This window comes from Kitasatospora sp. NPDC002543, assembly GCF_053594915.1.
In genome coordinates this window covers 123,854-136,748 of record NZ_JBSFWR010000003.1, presented here as the reverse complement: position 1 = coordinate 136,748, position 12,895 = coordinate 123,854, and the positions used below count along the sequence as shown (strand labels likewise).

Annotated in this window: 11 protein-coding genes; 2 read left to right on the top strand and 9 right to left on the bottom strand. The window is 73.8% G+C overall.

Annotation, left to right across the window (positions count from 1 at the left end; translation table 11 throughout):
* Positions 1-92: 92 nt before the first annotated feature.
* Complete coding sequence (locus ACWD4P_RS02635; RefSeq protein WP_449778311.1) at positions 93-1,292, bottom strand: thiolase family protein; 1,200 nt, start codon at positions 1,290-1,292, stop codon at positions 93-95.
* Positions 1,293-1,340: 48 nt separating this feature from the next.
* Complete coding sequence (locus ACWD4P_RS02630) at positions 1,341-2,504, bottom strand: acyl-CoA dehydrogenase family protein (protein WP_449778310.1); 1,164 nt, start codon at positions 2,502-2,504, stop codon at positions 1,341-1,343.
* A gap of 173 nt (positions 2,505-2,677) precedes the next feature.
* Here ACWD4P_RS02630 and ACWD4P_RS02625 point away from each other — a divergent pair, with 173 nt between their 5' ends.
* Positions 2,678-3,361 (top strand): TetR/AcrR family transcriptional regulator, encoded by a 684-nt coding sequence (locus tag ACWD4P_RS02625; RefSeq protein ID WP_449778309.1) that lies wholly within the window; start codon positions 2,678-2,680, stop codon positions 3,359-3,361.
* A 185-nt stretch (positions 3,362-3,546) separates the two neighbouring features.
* On the opposite strand, the gene ACWD4P_RS02620 is transcribed toward ACWD4P_RS02625, so the two are convergent.
* The 7 genes from ACWD4P_RS02620 to ACWD4P_RS02590 form a co-directional block, all read right to left on the bottom strand.
* Complete coding sequence (locus ACWD4P_RS02620; protein WP_449778364.1) at positions 3,547-4,974, bottom strand: sugar porter family MFS transporter; 1,428 nt, start codon at positions 4,972-4,974, stop codon at positions 3,547-3,549.
* A gap of 244 nt (positions 4,975-5,218) precedes the next feature.
* Positions 5,219-6,190: an L-histidine N(alpha)-methyltransferase gene (gene egtD / locus ACWD4P_RS02615; protein ID WP_449778308.1), complete on the bottom strand. Its 972-nt coding sequence runs from the start codon at positions 6,188-6,190 to the stop codon at positions 5,219-5,221.
* Positions 6,191-6,235: 45 nt separating this feature from the next.
* The gene (gene egtC, locus ACWD4P_RS02610; RefSeq protein WP_449778307.1) at positions 6,236-6,985 is read right to left on the bottom strand and encodes an ergothioneine biosynthesis protein EgtC; all 750 of its coding nucleotides are present in this window, start codon (positions 6,983-6,985) and stop codon (positions 6,236-6,238) included.
* Positions 6,985-8,481, bottom strand: a complete 1,497-nt coding sequence (gene egtB / locus ACWD4P_RS02605) for an ergothioneine biosynthesis protein EgtB (RefSeq protein ID WP_449778306.1) — start codon at positions 8,479-8,481, stop codon at positions 6,985-6,987. Before egtB ends, egtC begins: the two co-directional genes overlap by 1 nt.
* Positions 8,478-9,758, bottom strand: a complete 1,281-nt coding sequence (egtA, locus tag ACWD4P_RS02600; RefSeq protein ID WP_449778305.1) for an ergothioneine biosynthesis glutamate--cysteine ligase EgtA — start codon at positions 9,756-9,758, stop codon at positions 8,478-8,480. The genes egtB and egtA overlap by 4 nt, the downstream gene beginning before the upstream one ends.
* 271 nt (positions 9,759-10,029) lie before the next feature.
* Positions 10,030-11,283, bottom strand: coding sequence for a MalY/PatB family protein (locus tag ACWD4P_RS02595; protein ID WP_449778304.1), 1,254 nt, complete (start codon positions 11,281-11,283; stop codon positions 10,030-10,032).
* Entirely contained in the window at positions 11,280-11,792 is a 513-nt protein-coding gene (locus tag ACWD4P_RS02590; protein ID WP_449778303.1) for an SRPBCC family protein, read from the bottom strand. The genes ACWD4P_RS02595 and ACWD4P_RS02590 overlap by 4 nt, the downstream gene beginning before the upstream one ends.
* A 249-nt stretch (positions 11,793-12,041) precedes the next feature.
* On the opposite strand from ACWD4P_RS02590, the gene ACWD4P_RS02585 reads away from it, so the two are divergent.
* Complete coding sequence (locus ACWD4P_RS02585; protein ID WP_359827096.1) at positions 12,042-12,848, top strand: SAM-dependent methyltransferase; 807 nt, start codon at positions 12,042-12,044, stop codon at positions 12,846-12,848.
* Positions 12,849-12,895 lie beyond the last annotated feature (47 nt).

Below are 12,895 nucleotides of genomic sequence, written 5' to 3'. Positions count from 1 at the left end.
ACCTCGTCCGTCACGAACCTCGCAGGTCACGCATGCCGCCGATGCCGAACGTCGCCGATGCCGGACGTCGCCGGTTCCGGACTCCGCCGGTGTCAGTCGTTCTCGACCAGGACGGCCGTGCCCTGCCCGACGCCCACGCACATGGTGGCCAGACCACGCCGGGCGCCGGTACGGCGCATCCGGTGCAGCAGGGTGGTGAGGATGCGGGCGCCGGAGCCGCCCAGGGGGTGACCGAGCGCGATCGCCCCACCGCTGGGGTTGACCACCTCCTCGGCCTGCTCCGGGCTGAACCCGATGCCGTCGGCGGAGGCGAGTGCCTGGGCGGCGAAGGCCTCGTTCAGTTCGGCGGTGTCCAGGTCGGCGAGCGTCCAGCCGGCCCGCGCGAGCACCTTCGCGGTGGCCGGCACCGGACCGATGCCCATGACGTCCGGGTGCACGCCGGCGGAGGCGCCGGCCACGTACCGGCCGAGCGGCCGGAGCCCGAGGTCGCGCAGCGCCTCCTCACCGACCAGGAGCAGCCCGGACGCGCCGTCGTTCATCGGCGAGGCGTTCCCGGCGGTGACCGTGCCCCCGGTGCGGAACACCGGCTTGAGACCGGCGAGCTTGGCCAGGCTGGTGTCCTCGCGGATGCTTTCGTCCCGGCCCACCGTCACCCCGTCCGGCCGCTCGACCGGGACGAGTTCGGCGTCGAAGTGACCGTCCTTGCGGGCGGCGCCGGCCCGCTGGTGGCTGCGCAGCGCGAAGGCGTCCTGGCGCTCGCGGTCGATGCCGTACCGGGTGGCCACCTCCTCGGCGGTCTCGCCCATGCTGAGCACGCCGTGCAGTTCGGCCATCCGGGGGTTGGTGAGCCGCCAGCCGAGCCGGGTGTCGAAGGTCTCCATCCGGTGCGGCAGCGCCTCGTCGGGGCGGGGGAGGACGAAGGGTGCGCGGGTCATCGACTCGCAGCCGCCGGCCAGCACGACGTCCGCCTCGCCGGAGCCGATGGCCCGGGCGGCGAGGGTGACGGCTTCCAGCCCGGAGGCGCAGAGGCGGTTGACGGTGGCTCCGGGGACGGTCTCCGGGAGGCCGGCCAGCAGCACGGCCATCCGGGCGGCGTTGCGGTTGTCCTCGCCGGCCTGGTTGGCGGCGCCCCAGTAGACGTCGTCGATCCGGGCCGGGTCGAGCGCGGGTACGTCGGCGAGCAGGGCGCGCAGCACGGTGGCCGAGAGGTCGTCAGGGCGGACCGTGGCGAGCGCACCGCGCAGCCGGCCGATGGGTGTGCGGCGGGCGGCGGCGAAGTAGACGGGACGCACGTCGTCGGGCTCCTTGTCGGGTGGCGGGGCTGGTCGGTGCCGGGGGCGTCAGAAGGCGTTGATGCCGGTGAGGGCACGTCCGATGAGCAGCTGGTGGATCTGGCTGGTGCCCTCGTAGAGGGTCATCACCCGCGCGTCGCGCAGGTACTTGCCGACCGGGTACTCGTCGATGAAGCCGTAGCCTCCGAAGACCTGGAGCGCGTTGTTGGCGGCCCGGACGGCGGCCTCGCCGGCGTACAGCTTGGCGACGGAGGACTCGGTGGCGAACGGCAGTCCGCGCTCGATGTGGTCGGCGACCTTCCAGGTGAGCAGCCGGGCCGCCTCGACGTCCACGGCGATGCCGGCCAGCAGCTCCTGGACGAGCTGGTGCGAGGCGATCGGTTTTCCGAACTGCTCGCGCTCGCCCGCGTAGCGCACGGCGGCCTCCAGGCAGGCCCGGGCGATGCCGACGCAGCCGGCCGCCACCGACATCCGGCCCTTGGCCAGTGCGGCCATCGCCACCGTGAACCCCTTGCCGACCTCGCCGAGCCGGGCGCTGTCCGGCACCCGGACGTCCTCGAGCGCGAGCGCGGCGGTGGCCTGGCCGCGCAGGCCCAGCTTCCCGTGGATCTCGGTGCGGGTGAAGCCGGGCAGGTCGGTGGGGACCAGGAACGCGGTGATGCCCCGGTGGCCCCGCAGTTCGGGCGCGTCGCCGCCGGTGCGGGCGAAGACCAGGGCGACGTCGGCCCAGGTGCCGTTGGTGATGAAGGTCTTGGCGCCGCTGATCAGCCAGTCCTCGCCGGCCCGGACGGCCCGGGTGGTGAGGTTGGCGGCGTCCGATCCGGTGCCCGGCTCGGTGAGGGCGAAGCAGGCGAGCGCCTCGCCCGAGGTGAGCCGGGGGAGCCAGTGGCGCTTCTGCTCCTCGGTGCCGAAGGCGTTGACCGACTTGCCGACCAGGCCGAGCGAGACCGAGACGATCCCGCGCACGGCCGAGTCGCCGCGTCCGAGCTCCTCCAGGACGAGGCAGTACGCGAGGTGGTCGCCGCCGCTTCCGCCGTACTCCTCCGGGATGGTCAGCCCGAGGAAGCCGACCTCGGCCAGCTTGCCGATGATCGCGCGGTCCACAGACTCGGCCCGGTCCCACTCGGCGGCGTACGGCACGATCTCGCGGTCGGTGAAGGAGGCCGCGAGGTCCCGGACGGCGCTCTGCTCCTCGGACAACTCCAGGTTCACGGCGGCTCCCGAATCCGGTGTCCGGGGCTCGGAATCCGGCTCCGGCCCCATTAAACTAGCGCTGCAAGTTTTACGGGGCGACTGTAGCCCCGCCCGGCCCGCGCTGGGAAGGGGCACCTGCCAGAATCGGTCCCCAGCACACCCGACCGGAGGAACCGGAGGCACCCGAGGCGATGGCCCGTCCACGCACCCCGCTGCTCAGCCGCGAGCGCATCGTCGCCGCCGCGCTGCGGCTGATCGACGACGAGGGTCTGGACGCCCTCTCCACCCGCCGACTCGCCACCGAGCTGTCGGTCAGCGGGCCCTCGCTCTACAACCACTTCGCGACCAAGGACGAGCTGCTGGACGCGGTGGTGGACAGCGTCATGGGCGAGGTCGACCTGTCGATGTTCGGGACCTCGGGGAGTTTCGGGACGACCAGGGTTCCCGGGGAGCCCGGTCAGGCAGCCTGGCCGGAGGCGCTGCGCGACTGGGCCCGCTCCTACCGCGCCGCGCTGGCCGCCCACCCCAACATCGTCCCGGTGCTCGCCCAGGGCCCCGGGCGGCGGCCGAACGCGCTGCGCCTGGCCGACGCCGTCTTCGGCCACCTGGTCGACTCCGGGTGGCCGCGCGGCCAGGCGACCAGGATCGGCGCGTTGATGCGCTACTTCGTCACCGGCTCGGCGCTGGCCTCCTTCGCGGCCGGCTTCCCGGCGGACGCCGAGGTCTACGACGCGGCCGACTACCCGCACCTCGGCGAGGCGCACCGGCTGGCCGGGCACCGGGGGGCGGTGGACGAGGGGGCGTTCGAGACCGGGCTGGAGGCACTGCTCGACGGGCTCGCCCTGCGCTACGCCCGGCTCGCCGAACGGTCCTGAACCTTCTCGTCCCGTCCTGCCCCGTCTTGCCTTGCCCTGCCCCGTCCACTCCGGCCGCTCTGCCGGGACGCGTTCCGCCTCGCGCAACCCCGAACGGCGGCTCCGGTCCTGCGGAAACGATTCGGCCCCCGCACCCCGTCGCGCTCAGCGCAGGGGGTGCGGGGGCCGGGAGTCCGACGGGCGGATCAGCCCATGTCCTCCAGCCGGACGCCCTTGGTCTCCTTCATGAACCTCGCCACGAAGAGGATGGACAGCGCCGCGAAGGCGGCGTAGATCAGGTACGTCGCCGACAGGTTCCAGCGCGACATGGACGGGAACGAGACGGTGATCACCCAGTTCGCGATCCACTGCGCGGAGGCGGCGACGGAGAGCGCGGCGGCACGGATCCGGTTCGGGAACATCTCGCCGAGCATCACCCAGACGACCACGCCCCAGGACATCGCGAAGAACAGCACGAAGGCGTTGGCGGCGATCAGGGCGACGGTGCCCTGGAGGTCGGGCAGGGTGAGGTTGTCCCCGCTGCCGGTGGCCGAGGAGAAGGCCCAGCCGGCCGTGCCGAGCGCGACCGCCATGCCCGCCGAGCCGATCAGGGCGAGCGGCTTGCGGCCGATCCGGTCGACCAGCACGATCGCGATCACGGTGCCCAGGATGTTGATCACCGAGCCGACGAAGCTGATCAGCAGGGAGTTGCTCTGGTCGATGCCGACCGACTGCCAGAGGATCGACGAGTAGTAGAAGATCACGTTGATGCCGACCAGCTGCTGGAAGACCGACAGGCCGATGCCGACCCAGACGATCGGGAGCAGGCCGAAGCGGCCGCCGAGCAGGTCGCGGAAGCGCGGGCGGTGGTCGGAGGCGATCAGGCCCTGGACCTCGGCGATCCGGGCGTCGGTGTCCACACCCTCGCCCTCGACCTGGACGAGCACCTTGCGGGCTTCGTCCAGGCGCTCGGCCTGGATCAGGTAGCGCGGGGACTCGGGGATCATCGAGGCGAGCACGAAGTAGACCGCGGCCGGCACGACGCAGATGCCGAGCATCCATTGCCAGGCCTCCAGACCGAGCAGCCCGCCTCGGGTGTCACCGCCGGCGGCCTGCGCCAGCAGCCAGTTGACCAGCTGGGATATCGCGATGCCGAGCACGATCGCGGCCTGCTGGAAGGAGGCCAGCCGGCCCCGGTACCTGGTCGGCGCGACCTCGGCGATGTAGGTCGGGGCGATCACCGAGGCGATGCCGATGGCCGCGCCGCCGAGGACGCGCCACAGGGCGAGGTCCCAGGAGGAGAACGGCAGCATCGAGCCGACCGCGCTGACCGCGAACAGCAGCGCGCCCGCCTTCATGACCTTGATGCGGCCGTACCGGTCGGCGAACCGGCCGGCGACCGCGGCGCCGACCGCCGAGCCCAGCAGGGCGGAGGAGACGATCAGGCCGGTCACGCCGCTGCCGACGCCGAACTTCTCCTGGATCCCGGAGACGGCGCCGTTGATCACGGAGCTGTCGTAGCCGAACAGGAAGCCGCCGAGGGCCGCTGCCGCGGTGATGAAGACGACGAAGCCGAGGCGGCCGGGCACGGAGGCCTCGACCGCCCCGGAGGGCTTCTGGGTGACGCTCACGATCTGACTCCTGGTACTCAACGCTGAGCTCGGTAGCCGAGATCGTAACCCCTACATGTTCAAGTCTTGTACACCGGGAACCTCAAGTTTCGCTCTGAGAATTCGTAAGGTGAACAAGCAAATTGGGCGGGCCCGGCTGTGGACGTGGTGTGGCGTTCGGGCGCGGTGCCCGGGCGCGGTGCCTGAGCGTGGCGCTCGGGTGTGGCGCCCCGCCGCGGCGTCAGGGTGTGGCGCTCAGCCGCGGTGCTCAGACGGGCGAGGCCAGCGAGAGCCCGAACCGGCCCTCCGGGTCGGTCCACCAGTGGCTCAGCCGCAGCCCCGCCGCCGCCAGTTCCCCGGCCACCCGCTCCCGGCGGAACTTGGCCGACACCTCGGTGCGCAGCTCCTCGCCCCGGGCGAATTCCACCGGCAGGCCCAGCGCCGGGATCTTCACGGACTGCGCGCGCAGCGAACGCAGCCGCATCTCGATCCACTCCTGTTCGGCGTCCCAGACCGCGACGTGCTCGAAGGCGTCCGGGTCGAAGTCGGCGCCCAGCTCCCGGTTGAGCACGTTCAGCACGTTCCGGTTGAACTCGGCGGTCACCCCGGCGGAGTCGTCGTAGGCGGCGACCAGCACCGCCGGGTCCTTGACCAGGTCGGTGCCGAGCAGCAGGAAGTCGCCCGGGTCGAGGGCGGCGCGCAGGCCGGCCAGGAAGGCCGCGCGCTCCAGGGGCAGCAGGTTGCCGAGGGTGCCGCCGAGGAAGGCGACCAGGCGGGGGCCGCCCTCCGGGGGGAGGCCGAGCCGGGCGGTGAAGTCGGCGAGCACGCCGTGCACCGCCAGTCCGGGGTACTCGGCGGCGAGCGCGCCGCCGGCCGCCGTCAGCGCGCTCTCGCTGACGTCCACCGGCACGTACGTCTCCAGGGTGCCGAGCGCGCGCAGGGCGTCCAGCAGCAGCCGGGTCTTCTCGGAGGAGCCGGAGCCCAGTTCGACCAGGGTGCGGGCCCCGGTCGCGGCCGCGATCTCGCCGGCCCGGGCGGTCAGGATGGCCCGCTCCGCGCGGGTCGGGTAGTACTCGGGCAGCCGGGTGATCTCCTCGAACAGCTCGCTGCCCCGCGCGTCGTAGAACCACTTGGGCGGCAGCCACTTGGGCCGCGAGGTCAGCCCGTGCTGCACGTCGTGGCGCAGCGCGGTGCTGAAGTGGTCCGCGGGGAGCAGCCGGGTGAGTTCGAATGTGTCCATGACAGGGTGGTTCCTCTGTTCAGAAGATGAAGGGAGAGTGAAGGGTCAGTCGCGGCCGGAGAGGCGGCTCAGGGTGACGCCGCGCGAGTCCGCCAGCAGCAGCGAACCGTCCGGGACGGGCGTCCAGCCCGGCGCGTCGTCGTACGGCTCGGAGGCCACCACCGTGCCGAGGCCCGGCAGGGTGCGGTGGTACAGGGTGTCGCCCCAGGTCGTCGCGCCGATCGCGGCGCCGTCGGTGAGCAGCAGGTTGAGCCGGCCGGAGGTGTGCGCGGCGACGTCCGCGACAGTGCCCGCCAGCGCCTCGCCCAGCCCGGCGCCGGCCCGCAGGCGGTGCAGGGTGAGCGCCCACAGCAGGGCCGAGTCGGTGCGGGCCTCCAGCTCCAGCAACTCGGCCGGGGGCAGCAGGGCGGCCAGTGCGTCCAGCTTGCCGGGCCAGCCGGCCACCACGCCGTTGTGGCTGAACAGCCATCGCTCGGCGGCGAACGGCGCCGCCGCGCCCTCGCCCGGCGCGCAGCCCTCGGTGGCGGACCGGACGGCGGCCAGCAGCGCCCGGGTGCGGACCACCCGGGCGAGGTCGGCGAAGGTCTCGTCCGCCCAGACCGGTCCGGTCCGGCGGTAGCGGGCGGGCACCTCGTCCCCGTCCGCGTACCAGCCGATTCCGAAGCCGTCCACGTTGACCGTGCCGTACTGCTGGACCCGGGGCGCCCAGGACTGCCGGTACAGCCCGAACGGCGGGTGGACCAGCAGCTCCCGGGGCGCCACCGGCTCTCCCAGATAAGCGATGTGACGACACATCAGGCATCCTCCAGGTCGCGCGCGGTGCGGAACCCGGCGAAGATCTGCCGTCGGATCGGGTAGTCCCAGTTGCGGAACGTCCCCCGGCAGGCGACCGGTGCCACCGCGAAGCAGCCGCCGCGCAGCACCTTGTGCTCGGGGCCGAAGAACACCTTCGAGTACTCGTCGTACGGCCAGGCCCGGAAGCCCGGGTAGGAGTGGAAGTCGCTGGCCGTCCACTCCCACACGTCGCCGATCAACTGCCGTACTCCGTAGGGGGACTGTCCCGCCGGGTAGCTGCCCGCCGCGGCCGGGCGCAGATGGCGCTGGCCGAGGTTGGCGTGCTCGGGGCCGGGCGGCCCGTCGCCCCAGGGGTAGCGGCGGGATCGGCCGGTGGCCGGGTCGTGCCGGGCCGCCTTCTCCCACTCCGCCTCGGTCGGCAGCCGCCGCCCGGCCCACCGGGCGTAGGCGTCGGCCTCGTACCAACTGACGTGCAGCACCGGCTCGTCCGGTTCGACCGGCGCCACCGTGCCGAAGCGGCGGCGGAGCCACTGGCCGTCCTGGCGGTGCCAGAACAGCGGGGCGGTCAGGCCGGCACGTCGGCGGTGCTCCCAGCCCTCCGGTGTCCACCAGCGCGGCTCGTCGTAGCCGCCGTCCGCGATGAAGCGCAGGTAGGCGGCGTTGGTGACCGGGGTCGTGTCCAGCAGGAAGGCCGGCAGGTCGACGGTGTGCGCCGGGCGTTCGTTGTCCAGGGCCCACGGCTCGGTGTCCGTGCCCATGGTGAACGGGCCCGCCGGGACGAGGACTTCGGCCGGAAGGAGGGCCGCGTCGGCGGGCGGTGGCGGCGGCGGGGGAGCGGCCAGGGCCGGCTCGCCCCTGCGGAGCTGGTGGGTGATCAGCATCGTCTCGTCGTGCTGCTGCTCGTGCTGGGCGATCATCCCGAACGCGAACCCGGCCTCCAGCAGCGGCGCTCCCTCCAGCGGGCTGGCGGCGAGCAGGTCCAGCACCCGGCCGCGCACCTCGTGGGCGTAGGCGCGGGCCTCGGCGGGCGGCAGCAGCGGCAGACCGGGGCGCTCGGCGCGGGGGTGCTGGAAGGCGTCGTACAGCGGATCGATCTCGGGGTGCATCGGGTCGCGGCCGCCGACGTTGCGCAGCAGCCAGAGTTCCTCCTGGTTGCCGATGTGCGCGAGGTCCCAGACCAGCGGGGACATCAGCGGGGAGTGCTGGGCGGTGAGGTCGCCGTCCTCGACGCAGTCGGTCAGCGCGGCGGTGCGGGCGCGGGCGGCCAGCAGTTCGGCGGCGATGCTCTCGCGCAGCGCCTCGGTGCTGACGGCGTCCGTGCTGACGGTGTCCGTGTCGACGGCGACCGTGCTGACGGCGTCCGTGTCGACGCGGGTGGGGCCGGTGGTGGTGGGACCGGCGGTCGTGGGGCTGTCGGCGGCGGGACCGGTGGTGCGGTTCGCGGTGCGGTCCGCGCCGCCCGCCCCGGTGCCGCCGTGGGATCGGACGTCGGTCATGGTGTCGCCTCCTCCGAGGGGGTGCGTCGGGCACCGGAGCGCAGGGCGTCCAGCTGGTCGTCGGCCGGGCAGCGGCCGCGCGCGGGGTAGCGTTCGGCGAACTCGGCGACGGCGACGCGCAGTCGCTCGGCACCGGGCAGGCGGCCCAGCGCGGCGTCGGCGGCGGCGAAGCAGGTGAGGGTGGCGCGGCGCAGCTCCGGGTCGGCCATCGCCAGGGTGGCGGCGCGGCGCCACACCTCGCTGCGCGGTGGGCGCGGTCCGTCCGCGCACTCCAGGGGCTCCAGGGCGGCCAGCGCGGTGTCGGCGGCCTTCGGGTCGTCCAGCAGCGCGGTGACCAGCGCGGTGACCACCACCCAGCCGTCCCCGGGCTGGGCGTCGATCATGCGCAGCTCCAGGTGGCCGCGCGGGCGCACGGGCGGGAACAGGGTGGTGCGGTGGTAGTCCAAGTCGTCGAGCGTGGGCGGGCGTTCGCCCGCGCCGCGGATCCAGTCACGGAAGGTCAGGCCGGCCGGTGCCGTCCAGGGCAGGCCCTCGGGCCTTCGCAGGCAAAGCACTTCGGCATCCAGCACGTACTGCGCCCAGGCCTCCCGCGGGTCGCCGTGGTCCGGCTCCGGGGCGAGCGTTCGGGTCGGATCCATCCGGGACCAGACGGCCTGCCGGGTGGATCGATGGCCGGTGGAACGGCCGTCCAACGTGGGGGAGTTGGCGAAGGCGGCGACCAGGACCGGGCCCAGCCGGTGGGCCAGTCGCCAGCGGCGCTCGACGGCCTGCGGGCCGTCCGCCTCCCCGGCGTCCAGGCACACCTGCACCGAAGCGGTGCCGGTCATCATGATGCGGCCCCAGGGCCCCGCGGAGTCGAAGAAGCGCTCCATCGCGAGGTAGCGGGGGTGGTCCAGCACCATCCGCCGGGGGCGGGCCAAGGGGTCCGTTCCGGTGCCGGTGAGGCGCAGGCCCTGCGCCGCGAAGGCGGCCCGCAGGGCGGTCAGATCGCGTCGGGTGTCCTCGACGCAGGCCAGGAGGCCGGTGGCGGGCGGGGAGCTGAGCTCGACCTGTCCGCCGGGTTCGAGCGTGAGGCGCGAACCGGAGGGGAGCGAGGCGCCGTCCGGGCCGCCGAGGGGCAGCGACTCCAGTGCGGCGTGGAGCAGTTCCGGCCGTACGGGCCGGGAGGGACATCGGTCGTCATGGACGAACCACTCGACCTCCACCCCCACCAGACGGGGCGGTCCGATCTTGAAGCAGACGCCCGACACATGGCTGCGCGCCCCCGATTCGGTCAACGGGGTCACCCCGGGCGGGGGTGGTGGCGTGCTCTGCCGTTCGGGCGGAGTGGTGCGGGATACCGGTATCACCGGACTCACCATCCTCGGGATCACGATTGCGGCCCGGTCTACTTTGCCCAGTCTGCTACGGAGCATGCGGGGGCGCTCCGCAAAAATCGTGTGAACGTTCGTTCCCGCAGGTCAGGCCTGTGGCGAACGGGTGAGGACGGGTTTCCGGACGACGGGCGGCCGGGCCGCGGGGCCGCGTCCCGCCGGGCATGTGCCGGGGTCACAGGCGCTCGAGCCGCTCCAGCACCGCCGCCAGGACCGGCCCCGGCAGGGCGTAGTTCAGGCGCAGCGAGCCCCGGCCGCCGGGGCCGAACTCGGCGCCGTCGGAGGCCTCCAGGCCGCAGCGCGCCAGCAGCGCCCGGCGGGCGTCGGCGGGCGGCAGGCCGAGCGCGACGGCGTCCAGCCAGAGCAGGTACGAGGCCCGCGGGGAGGAGCGGACGGCGGGCCCGAGCCGGTCGGTCAGCCGGGTGCGGGCGCCGGCCAGGTGGGTCAGCAGCGCGTCCAGCCAGGGGCCGCCCTCGCGCAGCGCCGCCCGCTGCACGGTCTGCTCCAGCAGGCCGCCCTCCCAGAGGCCGTAGCCGGCCAGCGCCTCCGTGAACCGGGCGCGCAGGCCGGGATCGGGCACGAGCGCGAAACTGCTGGGGATGCCGGAGCAGTTGAAGGTCTTGCCGACGGAGTTGAGGGTGACGACGAGCGGCCGGTGCGCCGGGTCGGCGGTGGTGACGGCGACGGGATGGGCGCTGCCGGGGTGGGTGAGGTCGCCGTGCACCTCGTCCGAGACCAGCAGGGCTCCGCTCTCGGCCGCCGAGGCGGCGAGGGTCCGCAGCGAGTCGGTGGGCCACACCGTGCCGGAGGGGTTGTGCGGGTTGCTCAGCAGCACGGCTCCGGTGGGGCGGGGCAACGGGCCGGTAGGGAGCCGGTAGCCGTCCGGGCCCGGCCGGAGCGGCAGCTCGCGGTACGGGAGGCCGGCCGCGCGGCAGAGCTGGGCGAATCCGCCCCAGTCGGGGGTGGGGAACAGGACGGGGGCCCGCGTCCGTACGGCCTCCAGCAGGACGCGCAGCGCGGTGCGCGGGCCGCAGGGCAGCAGGAGGACCCAGTCCGGGTCCACCGCGGCGCCGTGCCGGGTGCGGTACCAGTCGGCCACCAGCGCGCGGCCGGCCGGGTCGCACACCGTGTAGCCGTACGCGCGGTGGCGGGCGCGTCGCTCCAGCGCCTCGGCGACGGCGGGCGGGCCGGGCAGGTCCATGTCGGCGAGGCTCATCGGGATCACCCCGGGGGCGTCCGCCCGGGCCCACTTGCTGCTGCCGGTGCCGGTGCGGTCGAAGGGGGCGTCGAAGCCGAAGTCGAAGCCGAAGTCGGGGTCGGGGCCGGGATCGAGAGCGGGGCCGGGGTCCGCGGCGAGGTCGGGGGAGTCGCGAACAGGTGACAGATTTCGAAATCTGTCATCTGTTCGCTGAAAGCTGTCGTCCGTCATCTGTGCGCCGCCACCCGTCCGCCGTCGGCCACCCCGTCGCCAGCCGTCCGCCCCGCCAGGTACGCCGCGAGCCCCCGCCGCCCCCGGTGCATCATCACCGCGTGGTTGGCCCGGAACAGCGGGTGCAGGGGCAGGGCGAGACGGCGCAGCAGGGGCTTGCCGGGCCGGGTGTCCTCCTCGAACAGCACCCGGCTGCATGCGGCGGCGGGCGGGCCTGCCGCGTCCGGCGTCACCGTGAACCGCGACCACCCGGTCAGGTCACCCCGCATGGCCACCTCCAGCACCCCGGCCGCCGGGTCGCGCCGGCTCGCCACCAGGCCGATCACCAGCCGGTACGGCAGCAGTGCGCGCACCACCACGTCCCCGGAGTCCTCGCCGGTCGGGCGGACCTCGCGGATCTCCGGCCACCACAGCGGATAGCTCCGCACGTCCTCCAGCACCGCGTACACGGCGGACGCCGGAGCGGGGAACCGCCAGACGCCCCGGAACCGGTAGTGATTGGGGTCCACGGCCCCACCCTAGTCCGGCGAGACCGGCCCCAGGGGGCTAACGCCGTTGGACCGTTCCCGAGTTGGCCGCCGTAGCGGGCGTCGAACCGGAGGGATGGGTTCCGATGGTCTCCGCCCACCGTGACGGGTGCCCTCCGCTTGCACCCGTTCGGGGTGCGGGGGAGGATCTTCTGTGCTTGTAGTCTCATCAGTCACGGCAGCTCTCCCAAGGCGCTGCAACCCCAGAACCGGAGTGAAGGAGTCACAGGCATGCGGCGACCGAGCTGGGTACCGGAGGGTACGGACCTGGACAAACCGAACGCCGCGCGGGTCTACGACTACTACCTCGGGGGCTCGCACAACTTCGAGGTCGACCGGGAGATGGCGCGCAAGGCGATCGCCATGTGGCCGGAGCTGCCGCAGATCATGCGCTCCAACCGGGCCTTCCTGCGCCGCGCCGTGACCTTCCTCGCCGAGCGGGGCATCACCCGCTTCCTGGACATCGGCTCCGGCATCCCGACCTTCGGAGCGGTGCACGAGATCGCCCGCGCGATCCGCCCCGAGACGAAGGTCGTCTACGTGGACCGCGACCCCGTCGCCGTCGCGCACAGCCGCCTGCTGCTGGAGGACGACCCCGCCAGCGCCGTCGCCCAGGCCGACCTGCGCGACGTCGCCGACCTGCTGGCCCGCCCCGAGGTCGTCGAACTGCTGGCGGCCGGCGAGCCCGTGGCGGTGCTGCTGGTCGCCGTCGCCCACTTCGTCAGCGACGACGAGGACCCGTGGAAGCTGATCGGGGTGATCCGCGACGCCCTCCCGCCCGGCAGTGCGCTGGTGCTCTCGCACGCCGCCCTGGAGAGCCGCCCGGACCAGGCGGAGGACCACCAGAAGCTCTACCAGCGGACGCCGACCCCGCTGACCATGCGCACCCACGAGCAGATCACCGCGATGTTCTCCGGCTTCGAGCTGGTCGAGCCGGGCGTGGTCCACCTGCCGCTGTGGCGCCCGGACCAGCCGGGTACGGTCGGCGAGCACCCCGAGCGGATAGCCGGGGTCGCGGGCGTCGGGATCCGCCCTTGAGCGGACGCGACGGACGAGGCACCGACGGCCGTACGCCCCGCGCGGCG